Origin of the sequence: Cypionkella sp. TWP1-2-1b2, assembly GCF_049896245.1 — a bacterium.
Classification (GTDB): domain Bacteria; phylum Pseudomonadota; class Alphaproteobacteria; order Rhodobacterales; family Rhodobacteraceae; genus Cypionkella.
Window position 1 is genome coordinate 77,069 of sequence record NZ_JAFCTX010000013.1, and the last position, 22,968, is coordinate 100,036.

General features: G+C 62.3%; 23 protein-coding genes and 1 pseudogene. 11 read left to right on the top strand and 13 right to left on the bottom strand.

The window, feature by feature from the left end; translation table 11 throughout:
* Nucleotides 1–32: 32 nt before the first annotated feature.
* Genes ACP7AP_RS10790 through ACP7AP_RS10815 form a run of 6 tightly spaced genes read right to left on the bottom strand, consistent with a single transcriptional unit; the run spans nt 33 to nt 6,083 of the window.
* Nucleotides 33–413: a head decoration protein gene (locus ACP7AP_RS10790; protein ID WP_426034206.1), complete on the bottom strand. Its 381-nt coding sequence runs from the start codon at nt 411–413 to the stop codon at nt 33–35.
* A gap of 29 nt (nt 414–442) precedes the next feature.
* Nucleotides 443–1,816: a S49 family peptidase gene (locus tag ACP7AP_RS10795; protein WP_426034207.1), complete on the bottom strand. Its 1,374-nt coding sequence runs from the start codon at nt 1,814–1,816 to the stop codon at nt 443–445.
* A gap of 5 nt (nt 1,817–1,821) precedes the next feature.
* The gene (locus ACP7AP_RS10800) at nt 1,822–3,330 is read right to left on the bottom strand and encodes a phage portal protein (protein ID WP_426034208.1); all 1,509 of its coding nucleotides are present in this window, start codon (nt 3,328–3,330) and stop codon (nt 1,822–1,824) included.
* A 2-nt stretch (nt 3,331–3,332) separates the two neighbouring features.
* Nucleotides 3,333–3,548: a phage head-tail joining protein gene (locus ACP7AP_RS10805; RefSeq protein WP_426034209.1), complete on the bottom strand. Its 216-nt coding sequence runs from the start codon at nt 3,546–3,548 to the stop codon at nt 3,333–3,335.
* Between the two features lie 5 nt (nt 3,549–3,553).
* Nucleotides 3,554–5,581, bottom strand: a complete 2,028-nt coding sequence (locus tag ACP7AP_RS10810) for a phage terminase large subunit family protein (RefSeq protein WP_426034210.1) — start codon at nt 5,579–5,581, stop codon at nt 3,554–3,556.
* Entirely contained in the window at nt 5,529–6,083 is a 555-nt protein-coding gene (locus tag ACP7AP_RS10815) for a hypothetical protein (protein WP_426034211.1), read from the bottom strand. Before ACP7AP_RS10815 ends, ACP7AP_RS10810 begins: the two co-directional genes overlap by 53 nt.
* Nucleotides 6,084–6,200: 117 nt before the next feature.
* Here ACP7AP_RS10815 and ACP7AP_RS10820 point away from each other — a divergent pair, with 117 nt between their 5' ends.
* The 5 genes from ACP7AP_RS10820 to ACP7AP_RS10840 are packed head-to-tail and all read left to right on the top strand — an operon-like array spanning nt 6,201 to nt 7,659.
* Complete coding sequence (locus tag ACP7AP_RS10820) at nt 6,201–6,395, top strand: DUF6900 domain-containing protein (RefSeq protein ID WP_426034212.1); 195 nt, start codon at nt 6,201–6,203, stop codon at nt 6,393–6,395.
* Nucleotides 6,396–6,409: 14 nt separating this feature from the next.
* Entirely contained in the window at nt 6,410–6,637 is a 228-nt protein-coding gene (locus tag ACP7AP_RS10825; RefSeq protein WP_426034213.1) for a hypothetical protein, read from the top strand.
* Nucleotides 6,627–6,851 (top strand): hypothetical protein, encoded by a 225-nt coding sequence (locus ACP7AP_RS10830; protein ID WP_426034214.1) that lies wholly within the window; start codon nt 6,627–6,629, stop codon nt 6,849–6,851. The genes ACP7AP_RS10825 and ACP7AP_RS10830 overlap by 11 nt, the downstream gene beginning before the upstream one ends.
* Before the next feature lie 12 nt (nt 6,852–6,863).
* The gene (locus tag ACP7AP_RS10835) at nt 6,864–7,400 is read left to right on the top strand and encodes a DUF3489 domain-containing protein (RefSeq protein ID WP_426034215.1); all 537 of its coding nucleotides are present in this window, start codon (nt 6,864–6,866) and stop codon (nt 7,398–7,400) included.
* A 10-nt stretch (nt 7,401–7,410) separates the two neighbouring features.
* Nucleotides 7,411–7,659 carry a hypothetical protein gene (locus ACP7AP_RS10840; RefSeq protein WP_426034216.1) on the top strand — a complete coding sequence of 83 codons (249 nt, stop codon included), beginning with the start codon at nt 7,411–7,413 and terminating at the stop codon, nt 7,657–7,659.
* Nucleotides 7,660–7,721: 62 nt separating this feature from the next.
* Here the strand turns inward: ACP7AP_RS10840 and ACP7AP_RS10845 are convergent, their stop codons facing one another.
* Nucleotides 7,722–8,981 (bottom strand): site-specific DNA-methyltransferase, encoded by a 1,260-nt coding sequence (locus ACP7AP_RS10845; protein ID WP_426034217.1) that lies wholly within the window; start codon nt 8,979–8,981, stop codon nt 7,722–7,724.
* Between the two features lie 759 nt (nt 8,982–9,740).
* On the opposite strand from ACP7AP_RS10845, the gene ACP7AP_RS10850 reads away from it, so the two are divergent.
* The gene (locus tag ACP7AP_RS10850; RefSeq protein WP_426034218.1) at nt 9,741–10,037 is read left to right on the top strand and encodes a methyltransferase family protein; all 297 of its coding nucleotides are present in this window, start codon (nt 9,741–9,743) and stop codon (nt 10,035–10,037) included.
* Nucleotides 10,038–10,361: 324 nt separating this feature from the next.
* Here the strand turns inward: ACP7AP_RS10850 and ACP7AP_RS10855 are convergent, their stop codons facing one another.
* Entirely contained in the window at nt 10,362–10,796 is a 435-nt protein-coding gene (locus ACP7AP_RS10855) for an HdeA/HdeB family chaperone (RefSeq protein WP_426034219.1), read from the bottom strand.
* A gap of 282 nt (nt 10,797–11,078) precedes the next feature.
* Entirely contained in the window at nt 11,079–12,671 is a 1,593-nt protein-coding gene (locus tag ACP7AP_RS10860) for a hypothetical protein (RefSeq protein WP_426034220.1), read from the bottom strand.
* A 480-nt stretch (nt 12,672–13,151) separates the two neighbouring features.
* Here ACP7AP_RS10860 and ACP7AP_RS10865 point away from each other — a divergent pair, with 480 nt between their 5' ends.
* The 3 genes and pseudogenes from ACP7AP_RS10865 (at nt 13,152) to tnpC (ending at nt 15,032) form a co-directional block, all read left to right on the top strand.
* A complete protein-coding gene (locus ACP7AP_RS10865) occupies nt 13,152–13,277 on the top strand; it encodes a hypothetical protein (RefSeq protein WP_426034221.1) in 126 nt (41 codons plus the stop codon).
* 50 nt (nt 13,278–13,327) lie between these two features.
* On the top strand, nt 13,328–13,495 hold the full coding sequence (gene tnpB, locus ACP7AP_RS10870) for an IS66 family insertion sequence element accessory protein TnpB (protein WP_426034244.1): 168 nt from the start codon (nt 13,328–13,330) through the stop codon (nt 13,493–13,495).
* 59 nt (nt 13,496–13,554) lie between these two features.
* Nucleotides 13,555–15,032: pseudogene (gene tnpC / locus ACP7AP_RS10875) on the top strand (IS66 family transposase).
* Between the two features lie 234 nt (nt 15,033–15,266).
* On the opposite strand, the gene ACP7AP_RS10880 reads toward tnpC, so the two are convergent.
* Both ACP7AP_RS10880 and ACP7AP_RS10885 read right to left on the bottom strand, forming a co-directional pair.
* Nucleotides 15,267–15,968 (bottom strand): hypothetical protein, encoded by a 702-nt coding sequence (locus tag ACP7AP_RS10880; RefSeq protein ID WP_426034222.1) that lies wholly within the window; start codon nt 15,966–15,968, stop codon nt 15,267–15,269.
* The gene (locus ACP7AP_RS10885) at nt 15,965–16,711 is read right to left on the bottom strand and encodes a DNA methyltransferase (RefSeq protein ID WP_426034223.1); all 747 of its coding nucleotides are present in this window, start codon (nt 16,709–16,711) and stop codon (nt 15,965–15,967) included. Before ACP7AP_RS10885 ends, ACP7AP_RS10880 begins: the two co-directional genes overlap by 4 nt.
* Nucleotides 16,712–16,942: 231 nt before the next feature.
* Between ACP7AP_RS10885 and ACP7AP_RS10890 the strand changes: the two genes are divergently transcribed.
* Both ACP7AP_RS10890 and ACP7AP_RS10895 read left to right on the top strand, forming a co-directional pair.
* Nucleotides 16,943–17,182 carry an MbtH family protein gene (locus ACP7AP_RS10890; RefSeq protein WP_426034224.1) on the top strand — a complete coding sequence of 80 codons (240 nt, stop codon included), beginning with the start codon at nt 16,943–16,945 and terminating at the stop codon, nt 17,180–17,182.
* Nucleotides 17,179–21,039 (top strand): amino acid adenylation domain-containing protein, encoded by a 3,861-nt coding sequence (locus tag ACP7AP_RS10895; RefSeq protein WP_426034225.1) that lies wholly within the window; start codon nt 17,179–17,181, stop codon nt 21,037–21,039. Before ACP7AP_RS10890 ends, ACP7AP_RS10895 begins: the two co-directional genes overlap by 4 nt.
* A gap of 41 nt (nt 21,040–21,080) precedes the next feature.
* On the opposite strand, the gene ACP7AP_RS10900 is transcribed toward ACP7AP_RS10895, so the two are convergent.
* Complete coding sequence (locus ACP7AP_RS10900) at nt 21,081–21,245, bottom strand: hypothetical protein (RefSeq protein ID WP_426034226.1); 165 nt, start codon at nt 21,243–21,245, stop codon at nt 21,081–21,083.
* Between the two features lie 115 nt (nt 21,246–21,360).
* Nucleotides 21,361–22,845 carry a glycerol kinase GlpK gene (gene glpK, locus ACP7AP_RS10905; protein ID WP_426034227.1) on the bottom strand — a complete coding sequence of 495 codons (1,485 nt, stop codon included), beginning with the start codon at nt 22,843–22,845 and terminating at the stop codon, nt 21,361–21,363.
* Nucleotides 22,846–22,968: the final 123 nt, after the last annotated feature.

Below are 22,968 nucleotides of genomic sequence, written 5' to 3' on the forward strand. Positions count from 1 at the left end.
GTCCGGCGTCGACGTTGGACAGGCTTTGCTGATCAGGCGCTGGTGCGCGGCACGATGCCGACGGTGGTCAGCTCGGCATATTTGGTGGCGGTCAGCGGGACGGTGTTGACCGAGACGTCAAACACCAGCGCGGCTTTGGACACGATGGCCGGGCCCCGCGCCAGAATGAGGCCGGTGGCATCGGCGAGGGTTGCATCGACCGGGTTCAACAGAACGGCGGCGGCGATTTGCGCGCCATCGGCCCCGGCAGCGGTCGCCAGCTTGTATTTGCCGCTGGCAGTGATCTTTCCGAGCACGGACCCGGATTTGTAGTTCGTGCCGAGGAGCAGAGTGATCGCCTCGTTGGTGTAGTTCGGGTCGATCTGGAATTTGACGACATCGCCTTGCGATGGTGCCTGTGTGAGGGTGGGCATGGTTCAGATCCTTTCGGGTTGGAGGGGCGTCAGGCGGATTTTCCAGAGCTGGCGGCACGTTTGACGGCGGCCAAGAGCGGGCTTTCTGGCGCGGCGGATTTGGGCGGCGGCACCACGGCAATGGCGGCCGCATCGCTGCGCGCGGCCAGCTGGTTCAGGACGGAGGCACGCAGGGCGTCGGGCCTGATGCCCTTTTGCACCGCCTCTGCCACATCGATGTCGACGCCCAACCGCGCCGCCTGCGCGCCAACGGTGGCCAGTTCGGCTGCCTCGGCGCGCACAAGGGCTACGGCAGTCGCGGCCTCGGTCGGAACAGGTGTGGGCGGAGCTGCTGTGGCTGGCGACGGCTCGACGGGTGCGGGTTCTGCTTGGTCTTCGGTTTGATCTGCGGCGGGGACTTCGGTCGTGGTGGTTGCGTTGGGATTCATGGTCAACTCCTTGGAAAGTTGGGTTTGTGAGGGGCGGGCAGGATTAGCGTTTCGGATGGTGCCGCGCCCATTCACGGCAGCGGCGAAGGCGGCAAAGGCAGATGCCGGGTCGGAAACTTCGTCGGCCAGCCCGGCCGCCACGGCACCCGCGCCGCGATAGCATTCCGCTTCGGTGGCCAGCGCGGCTTCAGCGGTCAAACTGCGGCCGCGCCCGGCTGCGACGGTCTGGGCGAAGAGCGACCGGATGCCGTCGATTTCGCTTTGGATGCGGGCACGCACCGGGTCCGGCAGCGGCGCATAGGGATTGCCGTCGACCTTGTGTGCGCCAGAATGGATCAACGTGACAGTGACGCCCGCATCCGACAGTCGGCCACTCAGATCGGCGTGCATCACCACCACGCCGATGCTGCCGACAGCACCGGTGCGCGGCAGGATGATCCGGTCGGCCTGCGATGCCAGCGCATAGCCCGCAGAGAAGGCATGTTCGGCGACAAAGGCCCAGATGGGCTTTGTAGACCGTGCCGCCCGAATGGCGTCCGCCAGATCGAACACGCCCGCGACTTCGCCGCCGAAGCTGTCGATCTCCAGGGCGACACCGCGCACCGCAGGGTCCGAGGCCGCAACGCCGAGTTGCGCGGCGATGCCCTCATAGGAGGTCTGCCCGGAGGATTGCCCGATCCACGCCCCGCGATGCACCAGCACACCGGACACTTCGATCACCGCAATGCCATCGACGATTGCGAACGGCGGCTGGCCCTCGCGTCGGTAATCTTCCGCCACACCGTTGGTCAGGATCCCGGCGCGGGCGTGCGCGGTGGCAAGCACCACGTCCTCGGGCGCGACCTCCAGCCCAGCCAGCCGCAATTGCCGCCCGGTGATGCGTGGTCCAAGACCGGACAGAAACGCCATGGCCTTGGACGGTTCGACCAGCAGCGGAGTGTTGAACGCCCGCTGGGCAATCTGCGCGTGAAACATCCGGATCACTCCTGCGGGGCGACATCTTGGTTCTGGTCGGGATCCGACGCATCCTGTTTGGTCACGTTCTCGTCGTCAGCATTTTGATCACCCCCGCCCGGTGCCTGCGCCGGGGATCCCGGACGGCGGAAGTCGAGGCCCAGCCTGCGCTCCCGATCGCGTTCGCGGGCGATTTCCGCGTCGACCTGCTCGGCGTCATAGCCGCGCTCGGCGATGGCTTGAGTGCGGGATTTCAGCCCGGCTTCGATCTGGGCAATCTCGGCATTCGCGTCCTTCAGTGGGTCGACCCAATCCCACTTGGTCGGCAGCCAGTTGCAGGCGAGATATTCGGCGCGGCGGCGGTCATAACCGGGCAGGCGCAGCGCACCGGCTAAAACAGCAGTGTCCATGAACCTTGCCCAGACCGGGCGGCACATCTGGAACACCATCACCGAATGCTGCCAGGCCGAAACCCTGCGGCGGAACTCGATCAGCGACAGCCGCGAGTTGGAGAAGTTGCCCTTGGCACCGTCGTTGCTGAGGTACCCGTAAGGAATGCCCAGCGCGGCTGAGATTTGCAGCAGGGTGCGGTATTGGAATGGCTCATAGGTCGCGCCGGAATCGGCGGGGGCGCTCACGGTCACATCCTCACCCGGGTCTAGACGGACCACTTGGCCGGGCGCCACCTCATATTCCTCGTCGGGCGGGGCCAGCGGGTTATCCGGGGCAGGCGAGGTCACGAACATCGCATACATCGCCGCGACCTTCTTACGGTCGAGTTCGGCGTCGTCGTACTGATCGAGCAGAAACAGCTTCACGATGGCGGGCGCGAAACGCGACACACCGCGCAACTGCCCGGCCTCCACCGGGTCGATCATATGCAGCACTTCGGAAGCCGGAACGCGGACCGTCTCGCCGGATAGGCCGGGATCGGTGCTGTCTCCGGGATGGCGGCGCAGGAAGTGAAACGCCACCCGCCGTCCAACCCGGTCAAACTCGATGCCCTGGCGGATGACATTGCCGTTGCCGTCGATGGAATTGTGCGCCAGCGGCAACATCTCGGACGGCAGCATTTGCACCTGGAGCGGCACCACCAATCCATCCTCAGGGCGGCGCGGCCTGAAGCGCAGGAACACCTCACCCGTCATGAACACCTCGCGGGCTGCGCGGCGCTGTAACCCATAGAAATCCGTCAGCCCCTCGGCATCGGCATCGTCGGTCCAGGCCAGCCACAACCGTTGCACCGCGTCTTTTCGCGAGGCTTGGGAAATGCTGGAATTCGGGCTGATCCCATCGCCAACCGTATTCGCCGCCCACGACTCAATCGCGTTGGCGGCATAGCCATTGTTCCGGACCAGCCAGCGCGCCCGGGCATTCATCTCTGGCCCGGAAGCAGCGATCAGCGCGTTCACATGGGCACGCGACGTGACAAAGCCCTTCAACCTGCGCTGCCCCGAGGTGGCGTCAAACCCGCCCGGCACCCCGAAGCCGCCGACCCAAGCGCCGAGGCGGTTTCGCCAGTTCGCTTGCGCCATGATCACAGATCCTTCGAAGCGAAGGGCCGCGACACCCGCGAGCGTGTGACGGTGGTGTCGGCGGCCGCGATGCGCCGTTCCAGGTCGAAGATCGCGGTCGCAAGTTCGGCGTCCGAGCCGTAGCTGATCTGCCGCCCATCATAGGTGATCGACCGCACGCCCCCAAAGCGCATGCCAAGGAGGGCGCTGAGCAGCGCCTGCATTTCTGCCAGAGTCATTGTCGCTACCTCATGTATTTCGGGGTCACCGCGCCCGAGCGGCGGCGGCGCGGTGTCAGCACGGTTCCGGCGGTGGGCGCAGTTGGTTCCACCACCACGGCGACAACCTGTTCTTTGGTTTCCACGCCAGCTTGGCCTTCCAGCGACCGCCAAGTGGCCTCGTCCCAGCGGTCGGCGCCGAGGATCCAAGCTGCCGCCCTTGCATAGACCCGGCAGTCCAAGGCCTCGTTCCGTTCCCGCATTTTCTGCCATTCCTGATGGCCAAAGCCGCGCTTGTTGCGCACCGTGACCATTTGCTCGGCAACCAGCTGCTTCAGCCATTCGGTATCGGCCCAGTTGGGCAGGTGCATCGTGCCAGCCGGATCGCAAACGCCCAGCGCCCTATCTTCATCACTTGAGCGTTCAAGGCGCAGGAAGCGGTAGGTTTCTGCCTTGAAAGTCGAAACCGCGATGGTCCAGAGCCGCGCGCCCCGGCGCAACCGCTTGCCGCCGATGGTGGCGTCGACAAAGGTCGGCCCCGACACCGGCGTCGAGCGGTTGAAGCTCTCCACGCCCTTGATCGGCGTGACCTGTGCGTAACCGGCAGCGCGCGACCAGGCGTAAACTGCCGGGGCCTCGTAACCGGTGTCGATGGCAAGTTTGGACAGTTGCATCACCGCGCCGCTTTCATGCGCCCATGTCCGCCCCAGCAAAGCCGTCAACTTGTCCCATGCTGCGGGATCCTCCGGTCCGCCCGGAATGACGATGTGCTCGACAAGCCAACTTTCCAGACCGCGCCCCCAGGCCCAGACGTCAACTTCGATGCGATCCTTCTGCACGTCCGCCCCGGCGGTCAGAAACAAGCCGAGATGCGGCACGGTCGCGGCAAAGACCTCGCGGCGATCCGCCAGTCGTTGCCATTCCGGCGCATCGCCAGATTCGACCCATGTCTCGCCGAGCAGGGTATTGCGTGCGGCGCGCAGCATCTCGTCGGAGCCTTGGGCGGCCAGCCAGTCCCGTGCGATCTGCGCCCAGCTCTTCCAGCCCATTGGCGAATAGAGCGCTGAAATGTGAAAGCCGATGGAATGCGGATCGACGGAAACTGCCGTCGGTCGCCATTCGCCCTGCCCGAGCATCGCTGTCTTGTGATGCTCGGCGATGGGTTTCTCGCAGCTTTCGCAAGCGTAAGCTGCCGTTTCCGGTTGGCCCTTCGCCCAGCGCAGGCGCTCAAACTGCAGCCACTGCATCGCTCCGCAATGCGGGCAGGGCACAAAATACCGCCGCTGGTCACTGGCCTCGAATTCCCGCTCGATCCGGCTCAGGCCCCGGATTGTGGGGGTTGAGACCATGAACACTTTGCGACGGTGCGAGAAGGTCGTCGTTCGTGCTTCGGCCAATGTGACCGGGTCGCCTTCCTCGTCGGCGGAAGCCGGATAGGCGTCAACCTCGTCCAGAAAGATGTAGCGCGCGGGCATCGAGCGCAGGCCGGTGGCAGAATTCGCCCCGGTCAGCACCAGGATGCCGCCCGGGAATTCCTTCGATAGCATCGAGTTGCCAGCATCCCGCGAGCGGGCCGGATTGACCCGTTCGCGCAGCGCTGGGCTGTCTGCAATCAGCGGATCAAGCCGCCCGCGCGAGGTGCGCTTGGCCATCTCCACCGTTGGCAGGACGGCAAGCATCGGCCCCGGCGCATGGTGGATGACAAAACCGATCCAGTTGTTGCCCGCCTCGGTTGCCCCAACCTGCGCAGCTTTCATGAACGAGATGCGCTGGGCCGGATGGCGCGGCGACAGCGCATCCATGATCTCGCGTAGATAGGGCGTCCGGGCTGTGCGGTAGCGTCCGGGCTCCGCGCTGGCACAGGACGACAGCCAGCGGTGCTGGTCCGCCCATTCGGACACCGTCAGGTCCGGGTCGGGCCGCATGCCCCGGCGCCAGGTGCGCAGGATGTCTTCCCCGCCGTCAAAGCCAAGGTCGAGGTCGGCAGTCAGATCATCGTCATCACCCCAAGAAGACTCGGAGGTCGGCGAGGGCTGCGAGCTGTTCTCTGACATGGGTTTCCAGCACCCTCTGCAGGATCGCGGCCTCGATCATCACCGGTCGCTCCGGTCGTACCGGTTTGTCGGTTTGTTTTTCCACCTCCGCTGCCACTTCGGCCGCCATCAGCGCCGCCACCCGGGCGGGCCATGTCACCCAGACGTCCCGTTCCTGCCGCGCCAGGCGGAATACCAGCGCCTCGGCCCGTGCCCGGTCGACCAGCGTGCCCTTCTTCTTCTGGATCGCCAACTGGCGTTCCTGCGCTTGGTAAACGGTCAGGGCGGTCCGAGCCTTGAGGTACGAAGAACTGTCGGCGGGTCCGGAAAAGCCGCTGTCGCCGCCGGTGCTGCGGCGCTGTTGATCGGGATCGGTCATCTCTGATCGCCGCGCATCTGACGCGGCCGCATTGATCGACCCATCGCCGTAAACCACCAGCCGCCCGGCCTTGCGGGCCTTCTGTATCGCCCCACGCGAGAGGCCGGAATGGCCGGAATATTCTCGCTCGCTCATCCCGTTCATTCGGTCCGAAATCCCACCTAAAGCAATGTTATTCCTTGTTATTCAGTTGATTACACTCCGGACAAGAGCGATTCTGGTTGCAGGAAAGCGATGCAACTCACCCCCGGAGACCACGCCATGACTGCCAAGACTGCCGCCACCGCCAAAGCCCCCAGCGAAGCCCTGTTGCTGGAGATTGCCGCCAAACATTTCCGCCTGGAGACTCTGGAAACCCGCAACAGCGACGGCCTCGACTTTCGCGATGTCGCGGTCTGGTCGATCCGCGCCGCACTGGAAGCGGCCTTCGCCGCTGGCCAAGCCGCAACCCGCTGAACAGGAGCGCCGCCATGAACACCCGCCGCACCACCGATAATTCCAAAGCCCTGAACGCTTTCCTCGCCGCGAAGATCGAGATCGACGCGATGCTGGAGCGGCTGAAGGCCCTCAGTGACGACCACTTCGACACCCAGCCCGACGACATCAACTGGGGCGATGTCGGCACCCTGAACCACTATTCCAGCCTGCTGCGCCAGATCACCGACAGCGCCTTCAGCGAGGGCGAACATGCCGCTTGATCCCGCCCAGCGCTACCAGATGGAACAGGATGCCCTCACCGCCGCATGGGAGGCCGAGCGCCTCGCCGCCTGCGATGACGCCATCGCCCTGCTGCGCGAGATCGCCGATCTGGAACGCGACGACGATGGCGACGTGATCATCGGCACGGATGCCGACGGCCACAACGACCTGATGTCGCGCATCACCGCCTTCTTTGCCACGCACGACCAGTAAGTGGAACCGACCATGACGAAACTAACCGAAACCCAGACCATCGTCCTCAGCGCCGGAGCCCAGCGCCCCGACAACATCGCCTTGCCGCTGCCCAAGGGGCTGGCCGGGGCGGCGGCGAAGATGGCCGTCACTAAGATGATCGAACACGGCTGGCTGCAGGAAGTCGATGCCAACTTGCGGCGCGGCGAACCGCTCTGGCGCGAGACCGGCGATGGCCACGGCACGACGCTGGTGGTGACTGACGCGGGCTTGCTTGTCATTGGGATCGAACCGGTGGCGGCGCAGACGACGGCCGCCATCTGCCAAAATGCGGCAGAAACAGCGGAAGCAAAGCCTCCGACCCAGCGCAAGGGCACGAAGCAGGCGACGCTCGTCGCCATGCTGCAGGCCCCCGAAGGTGCCACCATCGAAGAGATCGCCAGTGCGACCGGCTGGTTGGCCCACACGGTGCGAGGGTCAATGTCCGGGGCGCTGAAGAAGAAGCTCGGCTTGATCATCACCTCGAAAAAGGTGGGGGATCGCGGTCGCGTCTACCATCTGGTCGGATGAGGGGGACGACATGACTTCTGAACGATTCCAGCGTCCGACGAAACTCCCCATCCAGATCATTGGCCCTACCACGCTCAGAAAAGCGCGCGATGCTTACAAAGCACAATGGCATCGTGCATGGCCCGAAAGCGACAGCTACTTGGCGATGCTGATCATTGAGGCCAAGGAACACGAGGGCGTTGCCCCAAGCTCGAAAGCCAAACCCGAAAAGGTTCGCGCGACCACGCTCGAACTGATGCGCGCCGATCATCAATTCTAACAGCGATGGTTTCAGTCGGGCCCACGGCCAAAGTTCAATCCGGCCCGGCAGGATCGGCGCGTTTATGCCGCGAGTCTCTTTGCCTTCAGGTCAGCAAATGTCTCGCCGGTGTCGGCCAGCACGGCATTTGCGCCGCTGAACTGCTGCCAGCGCTCGATGGCAACGTCGACATAGGCCGGGTTCAACTCGATCCCAAAGCACACCCGCCCGGTCGTTTCCGCTGCGATCAGCGTGGTGCCCGATCCCATGAAGGGTTCATACACCGCCTGACCCGCGCTGGAATTGTTGAGCATCGGACGGCGCATGCACTCGACTGGCTTTTGAGTGCCGTGGACCGTGGCGGCGTCCTGATCTTTTCCGGAGATATGCCAAAGTGTGGTCTGCTTGCGGTCGCCCGCCCAATGGCCCTTGCCGGTCTTCTTGACGGCGTACCAGCAGGGCTCATGCTGCCAATGGTAGTCGCCGCGGCTAAGAACCAGCCGGTCCTTGGCCCAGATGATCTGCGACCGGACGGCGAAACCTGCCGTCAACAGGCTCTCGGCCACGGTCGTGGCATGCAGCGCGCCATGCCAGACATAGGCCGCGTCGCCGGGGAACAACGCCCACGCTTCCCGCCAATCCGCCCGGTCGTCGTTCAGCACCTTGCCGGTGCGTTTGGTCTTGGCCGCACCTGCTTGGTTGCGCCAAGAGGGATCGTATTGCACACCATAGGGCGGATCGGTGACCATCAAGAGCGGTTTCACATCGCCCAACAGCCGCCCGACCACATCGGCGGAAGTGCTGTCGCCGCAGATCAGCCGGTGCGACCCGAGTTGCCAGAGGTCGCCCGCAATGGACACCGGCGTGACCGGCGGTTCGAAAATGTCATCCTCACCCTCGACGGCACCGCCTTCGCCCTGATCCGGGTCGCGCAGCAGGGCATCCAGATCCTCGTCGGTGATCCCCAGCAGCGATAGGTCGAAATCCTCGGCCAGCAGCCCCGCGATCTCGTCGCGCAGCATCGCTTCGTCCCACTCGCCCAGTTCGGTTAGCTTGTTGTCGGCGATCCGGTAAGCTCTGCGCTCGGCTTCGTCGAGGTGGCTGAGCCGGATCACCGGTACGTCCTTCAGCCCCAGCATGGCAGCGGCCAACACCCGGCCATGCCCGGCAATCAACTCGCCATCGTCGGCCACCATGCAGGGCACGGTCCAGCCGAACTTCGCCATGCTGGCGGCGATCTTGGCGACCTGGTCCGTGCCGTGGATCTTGGCATTGCGCGCATACGGGCGCAGCCTGTCGATCGGCCAGGTTTCAATCTGGCTCGGCGCAAAGACCAGGTCCATCGGCGATTCTCATTTAGGGCAGGCGGACATGCCGATGCGCGCTGGGCAATGCCAACGACAGAAACGGGATCCGCGATGTGAGGAAAACGAAAGCGCCCGAGAGGGTTATCCTCCGGGCGCAATTCTTCGATGTTCAAGGGGTAGGTCAAGAGGGGCAGCTTTGTCAAACGTAAAATGCACGCGGATTCAATGGCTTCCCGGCAGGTGGCTTCCGGCGAGGTGGCTTCCGCAAACTGGATTCCTTGGATTCCGCAAAAGAATCCAGCACGCCAAGGTCGTGATTCTGCAAGCCTTTGATAATGAGTCGCTTTTTCCAACATCACCCGGCAAGTGGCTTCCGCCTGGATTCCCCGGTGAAAAAGCCAGTCGCTAGCGAAATGCCGCGTTGCGCCCCCCCGCATACAAACCGGGCGGGGAGGAACCATGCCAAGGGGGATGGGCAAATACGAAAGCGCCCAGAGGGGTTTACTCCGGGCGCAAATTTTTGATGGTCAAGACATGAGTCCTAATGGGCGTCGGCTTTCCCGCATGATTCGGGGCCCGCATGGCCAAACGCTGTCCACAACGACCTACGCCGCCATCGCGTCGGTCCAGTTGATAGCTCTGTTCGTGTTGTGGACTCCCTCAGGCAATATCTGGTGGCAGGGGTAGGGCGTTGTTTTCGTGATGATCTGTATGGCCTGTGCTGCCGCTTGCCTTTTGTTGCTGAAAGCCATCATTGACGCCGGAATGGAGCTGCAGACCGGGGCCTTGGGCTGAATGTCGTTTTTACAAAACATCCCAGTGCGGTTTCCCGACATGCTACAGGATGGCTTGTTCCGAACTATCCGCCAACCGATTTATATGGCTTTTGCTTTTACGCTGTGGACTGTTCCAGTTTGGACACCTGATGAACTGATACTGGCCGTCACTTTTACAGTCTATTGTCTGTTTGCGCCGCGCCGAAAAGAGGCGCGGTTTGTAGCAATCCGCGGTGACCGGTTTCGCGCCTATAAGTCGCGGGTGCCGTACATGATCCCCCTTGCAGGTGGAAATAATGACCAGACACCGAAATAATCAGACAATCTACAACACCGCAGCGAAGCGTTGGTGGACCGACGATTTGCGTTGGGTCCGAACCTTGAAAACATGGTGCCAGCGAGGCTCCGCTACTTCGATCAGTTCACTACTTGGCAAGGTGCAAAAGTTGTGGACCTTGGCTGCGCCGGTGGGTTCATGGCCGAAGCTATGGCCCGCCGCGGTGCAAGCGTCACCGGATTGACCCTGCCTCCCCAGCGATTTTGGCAGCTATACACAGGTCACCGTCCATGTTGGTAGTGACGCCGAGCCAGTCCTTGCTCCGGCTCGGCAATTTGATGTGCTTTGTCGGACTGTGCCGGGCTACATCGTCGACTTCATAACATCGGTGACCATCATGTCGTCTTTGCCTTTGCAGGCGGTTTCCATTTTGGTCATCATGTCGGTGTCCATCTTCATCTGAGCCGCCTTCTCGTCGTCTGTCATGGCGTCCATTTTGGTTTTCATGTCGCCTTGCATCGCCATCATCATGTGAGACTTCTTGTCGGCGTCGGACATGCCGGCTGTTTCGGCCGCCATCTTGTCATCCATGGCCTTCTTGTCAGCATCGCTCATGGCATCCAACTGCATCATCATGCCGGCATTCGAAGCCGCCGTCATCATGCCATCCTTGTCCATCTTCATCAGATCGCCGCAGGTCATTGTCGTCATGTCCATCATCTTGTCTTCGGCAAACGAAGGGGTGGACATTAAGCCGGCGGCGGCAGTTGCGAACAGAAAGGCGGAAAGATTTTTCATCAGTATATTCCCTGTTTCAAGGCCGCACCTTGCGGACCCACCGTTGCAACCGGGACCGGAGGCAATGGTTCCACCCGTCCAGTGCCCGCGATCAACTTCGGGTCCGAGTCATGTTGTTATCGGCGGTACGGACCAATACCGAACGCAACCCCAGAAATTCACCGGGATCTGGAATTCGACAATCTGGCGTCTGTCGTAACGCAGCAGCTTGTAGGAACAGACGGCGTCCTATTTTTACGTCTCGAAATCGCGTCGGCACAGTTTTTTATATCACAATCGCAATTATTTGCCCGCAATCTCCAGGCTGCGCAGATAGGCGGACAGGTCATTTCCATCTCCGCTGTCCTTGACATAGAAGGGGTGCGGCGTTGTCTCTCCCCTGCTGGGGTCGAACAGATCTTGTAGACTTTTCACCGTGTCGTCATGCAGGAACACCGGCTTGCGCGCCAAGTCCAGAAGCAGGGGCATCGCAACGCCACGCTTTTCGCCGCGCAGACTAGCATTCACCACCGCCCATTTGTCGTCGAAAAAAGAATCTGCGGTGTTGAGGACTGGATTGAGCGGCGGCTTGCGGTCAGCCAAAATGTCTGGTCGGTCGCCCGGGAAGATCTTCGCCATGTCGTGGAGCGTTGTCGGCACGGCGCGCCCCTGATCCGAATTGTGACAACTGGTACAGCCGCCCGTCGCAAACACATTTCCTCCCCGGGATACAGCTTCCTGATCCTCGACTACTCCTTTGGGGGCCGGAAGAGACGCGAGATAGGCCGTCAATGCGAGAAGCGATTTGTCGTCCACGCGAAAGCCGATGGGTGTCGCCAGCTCGCCGGGCTTGCCGGTCATTTGGGCGTTTGCGCTGACATAGGGGTAACCCGTGACGCCGGTTTCCTGGAGAATTTTCACGTAGTCGTCGATCATTTCATCGCCAGCGCCGCCCGCGAGGGTGTGAACGAACGCACGGCCGCCCTCGGTCGTCAGCATGGTCTGGTCGAAGAGCGTGGTGAAGACGAGATTGCTGAAATCCTCTACCTTGGTGATCGTGCCTTCGCTGCCATAGGGAGCCGCCAGATCTTGTCGGAATAGCGGCGTGTTATGCATCGTGTTGCCATTGCCGTCGAACGTGTCGTCGAACATGCCAATGGGATAAAACTCCGGATTGCTGAAATAGGCGTCGAATTCCGCTTCGGTCGACTTTTCCGTGAGGCCGGAAGGTGCCCGGCCAAGAGTCTTGCCCTTATTCGCGTCAAGCTGGGTCTGCGCTATCGTGTAAAGCGCCCGCGTATTGGCGGCAGTTGCAAATATCTTCCCCAGATTGAGGCTGTGGTTGGCGAGCCCGTCGAGGCGCTTGCCGATCGAACCGCCTTCCGCGACTTTCAGCACCGAGGCGTCCGTCATCGTATGGCAAAGCGCGCAGCTTGTGCCGACCTTGCCATTCTTGGGCGACATGCCGATCACTGCGCCCGCCTTGACCAGCGCCTCTGTCATCGCCGGATCGTTCAGCAGCTTCGACGAACTCCCGCTAGGATCGACGCGAAGGTCTTCGGTGAGCCGGTCCGCCATCGCTGGTTCCATTTTCTCTGAATCAATTTGCAATCCCAATCGCAGCGCCTGCATAGGCGTCACCTTCGCCGCCATGATGCCGGCCGGCAGCTTCACAGCATCGGTCCAGAAGCCCTCGTTGCCAAATGTCTCAAAGCGGAACACGTCGCGCCCCTGACTAGCATCGCCCGAGAGGTCTTGCGGCAGGGGTTTGCCCTGACTTTCCGGACCGTCGCGTTGCACATCGGCGATCGCCGAAAGTAGGGATGCCTCCAGCACTGCCACGGCGACGACTGATACCGTCAGGAATCGAAGACTAGTCGAAATGCGGGCGTTCATGGGATCTTCCTTTGAACTGTTCTGGGACAGACACTAGAAGAGTAAGCAATGAAAGCTCGAAAGGTTCCGAAAGGCGGAGAATAAACGCGTGTTGGTCGCCATCTAAGGCATTTGGGACTGAGCCAGTTGAGACCAGATTTGGTTCCTGACGAAGGCATTGTTGGAACCGGGTCCATGGGGAACCTCGAAAGTCTGGAGCATAGCAGAAAACAGGTTGGAGCCCAAGTTCTTAGACCGCATGAGGCACAGCGGCCTCGGATCGGAAATCGGTGTGAAGGATCACACCGAAGCGCCGGGTCCGGGCAACCATAGCGGGATTGCTGCCACAACGGCGGACAAGCTGTGTGGCCCATGATCTCAGTCATGTCGAGCGGCGACGATGCATCGTCACGATCGCAGCCTGAAACGTAAGCGTCCGCTCTGGCTGCCCTGCATGGTTTGAAGAGTGTGGGATAATGTCCGCTGCGGATAGCGGACATTATGGGGCGCTGCGCCAAGAGCGACGGCCAGATTGAGGTTGAACTTGCGGGTGGACACCGGCTGCGGGTCAGCGGGTCTTATGATCTCGAAGCGCTGACCCGGTTGATCCGCGGCCTGTCGGAATGATCCTGGTCCCGATGAACGCGCAGGTCTGGCTGGCGGCCTGGGTGACGGACATGCGAAGGGCTCTGCTACGCTGGAGGTGGTTGGAGAAGGGGCGGTGCGTGTGGCCATCCGCGAAGGAAGGCAAGATCGCGCTGACCCCGGCTCAGTTGGCGATGCTTCTGGAAGGAATTGACTGGCGACTGCCACAGCGCACGTGGCGGCCTTTATCGGCAGGATAAATTGACAGATTTTGCGTTTTGGGATTCCCGTAAAAGGCTTGTTTTGATACACTTTCGCCATGCTGGATGTCACCAAATCGCTGCCGGAAGACCCTGCGTAACCGCGGGCGTTCACCGCACTTTTGCTGGCCGAGGTGAAGTCACAGGCGGTTCTGCTGCGGCACCAGTTGGCCGGCCATCGCGCCCATCGGTTCTGGGCATCATCGGAGACCGCCGAGCAGCTGCAACTGGCCTTGGAGACGAGCGGGATCGCCATCGCCGCCCTGACGGCCAGGCTGCGCCTGCCGGAGGATCCCCCGCCGACAAGCCGAAGCGCAAGCCGATCCCGGACCATATTCCACGTGTAGTGGTCGAACTGACCACCGGCGATACGGCCAGCGCCCAGTGCGGCGGCGAACTGCACTGGCTAGGCGTGGATGTGACTGAGGAACTGGAATATGTGCCCGGAAGGTTCATCGTGAACCGCATCGTGCGGCCAAGGATGGCCTGCTCGGGTTGCGATTGCTTCACCCGGGCCCCTCCGCCGTCGCGCCCGATCAAACGCGGGCGTCCGAGTCCCGGCTTTTTCGCCCATGTTCTGGTCAACAAATACGCCGATCACCTTCCGCTTTGCCGCCAAGGCCAGATCTTTGACCGCGACGGGCTCGATCTGGATCGCTCGACACTTGCGGACTGGGTGGGCAAGTCCACTGCCTTGCTGGCGCCACTGGCCGACGCCATCGGGCGGCATATGTTGGCTGGTCAGGTGATCTTCGTTGACGACACCCCAGTCGCGATGCTGGCCCGGGCACCGGCAAGACCCAAACCGCCCACCTTTGGATTTACGGGCGCGACGAGCGCCCCTGGGGGAGCGCCATCCCACCCGGCAGCTAGCACCGCTTCTCATCGGACCGCAAAGGCGAACACCCGAAAGATTATCTGGTGGGATACAGCGGCTGATGCATGCCGACGCCTATGTCGTGTTCGAAGACCTGTATCGCTCCAGCGATATTCGCGAAGTCGCCTGTATGACCATGTCCGGCGCAAATTCGTCGAAGTGCACAAGGCGCAAGGTTTGGCTATCGCCGACGAAGCTATCCGGCGGATTGCCGAACTTTATGCCGCCGAGAAGGCGGCGCGGGGCTTGCCGCCCGACAAGCGCGCCGAGATCAAGCGGGCCGATGCCAGACCAGATGGTCTGGAGGCTTGGCTGAACGCCTAACTGGCTGACATATCTGGGAAAAGCCCTCTGGCCAGCGCCATCCTCTATGACCCTAGACGAATGGGGCGGATGAGCTCCTACCTCGATCAAGGTATTCTGAAAACTGACAACAACGCCGCCGAGAAGGCGATGCGGGCCGTCGCCTTGGGCCGCAAAAATTACCTCTTCGTCGGCTCAAAAACTGGTGGCAAATCCGCTGCTATTGCCTACACTCTGATCGAGACCGCTAAAATCAATGGGGTCGATCCTCAGGCATGGTTTGCCGACACACTGGCACGCATCGCAGACCACAAGATTAACCGGATCAATGAACTGATGCCGTGGAACGCGAAGTAATTTGAGTCAAACCGGACGCTTACTTTTGACGGCAGACACATGCCGGTCAAAGTTTGGACCAATACGGCCATTCGGTGACCGCGCAGCGAATGGCCGCTTCCCGCCAAGGATGCTTGAAAACTTAAATTTCGCTAATCTTGGGCGAACAGTTTCCCAATGCGATTTCCTGGCTGGACCCTTCGGAACACTTTCTCACAGTCTGGTCTTGAGGCGAGCATTGTTACAGAGGCGAATCTAATCGATCAGTTTCCACACAGTCTCAGCCCATAGCGACCCATCCGCCAGGATCCAAGGCCGCACCTTCGGCATCGCCGCCGTCACTTCCATATCCCGCAACATGCCACCTACCACAATCCCATCCCGCACCCAGTCCAGCGCCCGCCACCAGTCGTCATAGCCTCGCCGGGCTGAGGCAATCTGTTCCGGGTGTGGACGCCACATTACCGGGCAGGCCAGAATCTCGACACTGCGCCATTTGCCACGTGACAGCACGCGTTCGATGTTAACCACGACCGTGGTGGACCGTTCGCCATGCTGGTTGCTCTTGGTCTCGACAGGCATGCAGCGCGGGACAACGCCCGGCATCCAGTCCGGCGTCATCCCACCGCGCGCCAGTTCGGCGACGTAGATTGCCATGCGCTTGCCACCGAGGCTGTCGGGCATCCCGGCCAAGGTGGCCGCCACGATCTCGGCGTCCTCATGGGTGTAGGACTGCGATTTATGACCGCCGCCGTCCACCTTGCACCCCAGCCGCGCACGCTGGATCAGCACATATTCCATGCCAAAGCCGAAGCCTTCCTCATCGACATCGCGCCTTTGCGGCAGTTCCAGCTGCGCCTTTTCCACCCGGAAGGCCCATTCCAGGATCGCCTGTACGCCCAACGCGCGTTTCACCCGGGCACCACCAGCGCGTCCGATCCGCCCCTGCATGCTCATGGCTGTATTCCTTCAAAAAGATTTATCTGGGCCGGGCCTTCCGGCCCATCGACTGGGCGCCAGATCCAAGGGCCCGAGGCCATGGGCAGCAGCGAGAGTGCGCCACGCATGTGCTGCTGCCAAAGGGTGAACTCCATTGCCGAGCAGGCGCAGAGCGCGTGACCGATGGGCCAGCCCATCAACCAGCCGACGAATAGCGGGTTCAGCCGCCGCCGCGCCCGGGCTTTCAAGATCCTGCGCGACACGACACGCCCATGCGATGCAATCAGATAGGCCCACAGCGGGCGCGAGGTCGGGGCGTGATGCGAGGGCTTCAGCCCAGACGGCGTGATCACTGGGGCCGGGTGGGTGAAGCCCTGTTCCGCCCGGTAATGCAGGATATCCATCCGGCTTTTGCCATCTGCCCGCGTCACGCTGGCCGGGCTGCTGCCCTTCCAGTTCTGCGCCGCCGGTGTCGGCCACTGGATCGCCTGTGCACTCAGTTTCGGCTCGCCCCGGCTGTTGATCTTGCCGCGCAGCCGATCCACCTGATCGTCGGCCACCGGCGTTTGCCACTGCGCTGCCTGTGCTGGCAGGGGTGGCATCCCGCCCGCGCCATAGCTCTGACCCAGCCCACCCTTCGCGCCATCCGTCGCCTTGGGCGTCGACCAGTTGATGATGCCCAGCGCCAGCGCTTCCGCTTTGCGGGTGAAATCGCTGTTCCCGGCCGGGTTGTATCGCTCTGTGCCGGGATGCAGGCTCATCGGTGTGGGCCAGGATGAAGATGCGGAGCCGCTGGTGCGGCGCGCCAACTTCTGCCGCGCTGAACAGGCCCGCCGCAGGCGTATATCCTTGTGAGGTCACAGTCCGAAGACGGGTGATGACGCAGGAAATTCACCCCCGTCGATGAATTTTCATGGGAGCGGGGTTTCGGGGTGAATTTTTTGCGCCGCCGCGCGTCTGGAAATCAAACAGCCATGTGCAAGGTAAACCTTATGACCCGTTCTTTCACCGCCGATGCCGATTGGTGCATCTTGTGCAACGCCGAAGGCCGCTATTCGGTCTGGCCCGCGCTTTACGATCTGCCCGCCGGGTGGGATCGCATCGGCAACCCTGCCAGTCGTGACGCTTGCCTGACCGAGATCGAGGCGCTCTGGCATGATCCGCGCCCAATGGCTTTGCGAGAGGCGATGGCTTTGCCGCCCAAGGCCGCTAAAATGGAGCCCGCACAATGAACGAAATCCTGCATCTGAACCCCGCTGATGGCTTTGCTTTGAGCGATGTTGAACGACAAATCTGGGCGCATGATCAGGTGGGCGAGCTTGGCCCCTTCGCGCGTCCCGACCTCATGCTGCACTTTACACCCGGCCACAGCGGGGCAGCCCTGACGACGGCAGCTGAGGCGATGATAGCAGCGAATCCGGCCTTTGCCACGCGGCTGATCCGGCTGCCAGGCGGCGAGATGCGGCGGGTGCAGGACGACGCGGCACGGACGTTGTTGCATCGCCATGGCCCGGCGATTGATCCGGCGCAGGTCGCGGCGCAATATCTGGCAAAGTTGCAGTTTGATCTGACGCAGGGCCCGCTGACTTCGGTGGATCTGTTTCCCGGCTATGGCGGCACCCATGTGCTGAGCATCGCGCTGCATCCGCTGCTGGGCGACGCTAGCGTTGTAGCCGCGATGCAGGCGGCGGTGCTGAGCGGGCTTGCGGGAGGGAAGATGCAGCCTCTGCCGCTGGTCGCCCCCGAAGCACGCCCATCGCGTGAAGTGTTGCACCTCTGGCGCGCGCGGCTAGAGGCGGGCCATACTATCGCCCGCCTGCCGCAACGCCATGGTGGCAGTGAAGGCGCGGCTCGGTTAACCGCCACGCACCGGCTTTCGATGCCACTCGCGGATGCTGAGGCCACCCTGACCGCTGGTTTCGCCGCCCTGCTCGCGCGCTACACTGGCCTGGATCAGTTGCGCTTTGGCTTCGGTCAACCCTCGCTTGATCCGGCGCGGCGCGGCGATGATCTATTGCCGCTTTGTGTCGATTATCACCCAGCCGAAGGCTTTGCCGCTTTCCGCAGCCGCATAGTTCAAGCGATCCGTGATGCCCGCGCGGATCGGTTGCCGTCCGAATTGTTGGTGCAGGACATGCTACGGCAGGCTGGGGCGGATCGGCATCCACTGGGGGCTTTGACGCTGCATGTGCGTCCTGTGGCAGACTTGACCGTAGGCGTCAGTTGCCTGCTCGCCCCCCGGCCCGCAGCGCAGGGCGAATGTGTGGTGCTGGCAGAAATCGCCCCGGATGGCACTGTGACCTTGACGGCGGATCACGCCGAGGGGTTGCATGAACCCGCGCTGATCGCACGCTTTCTCAGCCATCTCGACCGCCTGCTTGCGGCGGCTTTGGCGAAACCAGATCAACCCATCGCCACCTTACCGCTGCTCAGTGATATCGAGCTGGCCGATCTGTCCGCGCCTTATCCTGATGATACCCCGATAGACCCCCGCGCCACGCATGAGATCATCGCCGCCCAAGCGCAACTGCATCCCGAAACGCTGGCGCTGATCTGCGGTGAGCATCGCTTGACCCATGCCGCACTGAATTGTGCCGCCAACCAGTTGGCACATCGGCTGATCGGCTTGGGCGTTGGGGCCGAGGTGCCGGTGGCCATTCTGATCGAGCGCGGCGCGGATGCCGTGATCGCTATTCTAGCGGCGATGAAGGCGGGCGGGGCCTATGTTCCGGTCGAGCCGGATCACCCGACCAGCCGCAACCATCATATCCTGACCGATGCCGGGGTGCGCGTCGTGCTGACCCGCCAGCGCTTCATGGGTCGTCTGCCGCAGGGCCTTGCCGCGCATGTGCTGTGCATCGACGATCTGCCACCCGGCGATTACCCCGAAACTGATCCGCTTGTGACAATCCATTCCGATCAGATCGCCTATATCATGTATACCTCTGGCTCGACCGGCAAACCTAAGGGCGTCGCGGTCGAACATGGCCCGTTGACCTCGCACAACCAGACCACGGCGCGGGTCTATGAGATGAGTGCGGAAAGTCGCGAACTCCCCTTCCTGCCGTTTTCTTCGGATGGCGGGCACGAGCGTTGGATGGTGCCGATGATGATGGGCGGCGGTGTGGTGATCCCGGATGGTCCGCTGTGGACGCCCGAGCAGACCTTGGCCGCGATGCGTCAGCACGGCTGCAACAATGCCTCGATTCCGACGACCTATCTGCAACAGCTTGCCGAATGGGCCGAGGCTACCGGGGAAGCGCCGCCGATGCGGCTTTACTCTTTTGGCGGAGAAGGCTTGGCGCAGACCACCTTTGATCTGTTGTCGCGGGCGCTGAAGGCGAAAATCCTGATCAACGGCTATGGCCCGACCGAAACCATCATGACGCCGATGGTGTGGAAGGTGAATGCGGGCACCAAGTTTGATGGTGCCTATGCGCCACTTGGCCGCGCTGTGGGCGACCGCCGCGCCTATGTGCTCGATGCCGATCTGATGCCCTGCCCGATGGGGGTGGTGGGGGAAATCCACCTTGGCGGCTCGGGCGTGGCGCGCGGCTATGTCGGCCGCCCCGGCACTACGGCGGATCGTTTTATCCCCGACCCGTTTGGCCCGTGTCTGGGCGGCCCTGCGGGCGCGCGGCTGTATCGCTCGGGTGATCTGGGGCGTTGGCGCGAAGATGGCACCATCGCATTTCTCGGCCGCGTCGATCTTCAGGTCAAGCTGAGCGGATACCGCATTGAACCGGGCGAGATTGAGGCGGCACTGCTCGCTGAACCCGGCGTCAGTGAGGCTTTGGTGCTGCTGCGCGACGAGGATGGCGACAAGCGGTTGGTGGGCTATGTCGTGGCCCCGCCCAGCGTTGCGGGCGAGGATCTTCTGGCGGCGCTGTCCGCAAAGCTGCCCAAGCATATGCTGCCCGCTGCGGTGGTGGTGCTGGACCGGATGCCAACCAACCCCAACGCCAAGCTGGACCGGGCCGCTTTGCCTTTGCCAGGTCGGGTGCAGCGCCGGGCGAAAGGTGAGGCCGCCGTGGGTAAGGCCGAGGCTGAGATTCTGGCGGTGTGGCGCTCTGAGATTGGCCATGACCAGATCGGCGTCACCGATGATTTCTTCGCCATGGGTGGGCAATCTTTGACTGCGCTGAAGGTTCTGGTGCGGCTGCGCAAGCTGTGGCCGCAAGTTGCGCTAACCGTGGCGGATTTGTTCGATGCCCCGACGGTGCGCGACCTTGCAGCGCGGATCAGCGCGGGCAATGCCACCGGACGCAGTGCGATCACCTTGCGCGCCAGCGGCTCTAACCCCCGGCTGTATTGCTTCCCCGGCCTGTTGGTCTCGACCCGCGAATATCTGCGCCTGACGGATTACTTGGGAGAAGATCAGCCAGTCACGGGCTTTCTGTGCCATTCCCTGAATGAAACTAAAGCGATGAATGTATCGGTGCAGGATGTGGTGGCGGAATATGTGGGCCATATCCGAGAGGAATCGCGCGGTGCCCCCTGCGCCTTGCTGGGATGGTCTTGGGGCGGGCTGCTGGCTTGGGAAGCCGCACGGCAGTTGGCAAATGATGTCGATATCCGCCTGATCGCGCAGGTGGATGTCTGCGATCTGGGCCGCGATTTCGCCCCCGGTGCAGTGCCGCGCTTTGCCCCCGGCGAACGCGCACGCCTTCAGGCAGAGCTGGACGCTTGGCTGTCGCGCAGCCAGATGCGCAGCGAATGGGATCGGCTGATCGGCGCGATGGACGGCGAATGCTACGCGCAATTCCTGCGCTTTATCGGCAATGAGGCTGATCCGCTGCCAACTGACGGGCCCGAAGTGTCAAGTCGCGAGCACACGTTCTGGGTGCTGATCGACAATGCGCTGGTATTTCGCCGCCACAGCCTTGCGCCGCTTGATGTGCCGGTCGCCTCGTTCAGCGCGGGTGACAGCCTAAGCCGAGGCCTCAACCTGGTGGATTGGCGTCGGCTGTCGCCGCGCGCGAATGTGGCGGAAATCATACCCGGCACCAACCATCTGCACGTCATCGGTGATCGGCTTTTCCATGCCCGGCTGAAGATCCACATGAACCGGATCTCGAAATATATTTAGACTTGTAGGTGTATAGTCCCGATGTCAAGTAGCACGGCTCTTCACAGAAGAGTTCCGGCCTTGCCTGCCATTCCTTCCAGATGTAGCACCGGCACCGTGCGCATCGGGGTATGGCGGCGCATGTCATCATCCACGCGCGCTGAGAGCAGGTTCGACAACGCGCGGGCCTCGCGCCACGACGGCATCTGGATGAACTTGCCGCACATCGGTCGCCTATGAGAAATCGTTGATCAGCCAATACTGTAGGTCAAACCCGAGGTGAGCTATGGGTTTACAGAACCATCTGCATGATCTTGGATCTGATCCCATGAGTACCCTAGCCTAGACACTCATTGTCGCGGCGACAGCGCGAGTCCAGCGGGCGTATTTGCTGGCGCGTTTGGTCGCATTCATCAGCGGTAGAAATTGTCGCTGCAGCGCCCAAGATTTCTGGAATTCCGCAGGAGCGGGGCAAATCCCGGCTTTCAGGCCCGCCAGATAAGCCGCGCCCAAAGCGGTGGTCTCGGTGATCACCGGGCGATCAACGGGCGCGCCCAGAATATCCGACAGAAATTGCATCGCCCAATCGGAGGCAGTCATGCCGCCATCCACCCGCAAGACACCCTCGGCAGCCACACCCCAATCGGCACGCATGGCTTCCAGCAAGTCGCGGGTTTGAAAGCCGACGCTTTCGAGGGCTGCCTTCGCCAACTCAGCCGGGCCAGAGTTGCGGTTCAACCCATAGATCGCGCCGCGGCAATCGGGCCGCCAATACGGCGCGCCGAGGCCGGTGAAAGCAGGCACAAGGATCACGTCTTGGGCAGGGTCGGCAGCTTCGGCAAGGGGCTGGGTTTCTTTCGCCTCGCGGATGATTTTCAGGCCGTCGCGCAGCCACTGGACGACGGCGCCTGCGATGAAGATCGAGCCTTCCAGCGCGTAGGTCGGTTTGCCGTCAAGTTGGTAGGCGATGGTGGTCAGCAGGCGGTTTTTTGACGGCACCATTTTGTCGCCGGTGTTCAGCAAAGCGAAGCATCCCGTGCCATAGGTCGATTTCATCATGCCAGGCTGGAAGCAGGCTTGGCCGACGGTGGCGGCTTGCTGATCGCCTGCGACGCCGAGGATCGGGATTTCATGGCCGAACAGGTCGGCGCGGGTGAGGCCGAAATCGGCGGAACTATCGCGGACTTCGGGGAGGAGTTGCATCGGGATGTCGAGCAGGGCGCAGATATCGGCGTCCCAGTGGCCGTCTGCGATATTATAGAGAAGGGTGCGGGCGGCGTTGGTGGCGTCGGTGGCGTGGATGCGGCCGCCTGTCAGTTGCCAGATCAGGTAGGTGTCGACGGTCCCAAAGGCGAGCTCTCCCCTAGCGGCGCGGGTGCGGGCGTTGGGGATCGTATCCAGCAGCCATTTCAGTTTGGTGCCGGAGAAGTAGGGGTCGAGCAGTAGGCCGGTGCGGGCGGTGATCATCGGCTCATGCCCCGCATCCTTCAGGGCGATGCAGGTGTCGGCGGTGCGGCGGTCTTGCCAGACGATGGCGTTGTGCAGGGGTTGGCCGGTGGCGCGGTCCCACAGCAGGGTGGTTTCGCGTTGGTTGGTGATGCCGATGGCGGCGATATCACGGGCATCTATTCCCGCGCGCTCGATGGCGGCGCGGGTGGTGGAGGCAACGGAGGCCCAGAGGTCGGCGGGGTCATGTTCGACCCAGCCGGGTTGCGGGTAGTGTTGCGGGAATTCTTGTTGGGCGGCGGCGATGACTTTCAGGCCCGCATCAAACAGGATCGCGCGGGACGATGTGGTGCCTTGGTCGATGGCGAGAATATGGGTCATGTGGCCTCCGGGTGGTGTGGTCCCAACTCGGGACCTTTTATTGTTGTTGAATATCAGTGGTTTGGGGTGGTGGATTTAAGGAAGTTTTAACGTTTGGATGATTTTCCTACGTGCAGGGTAGTG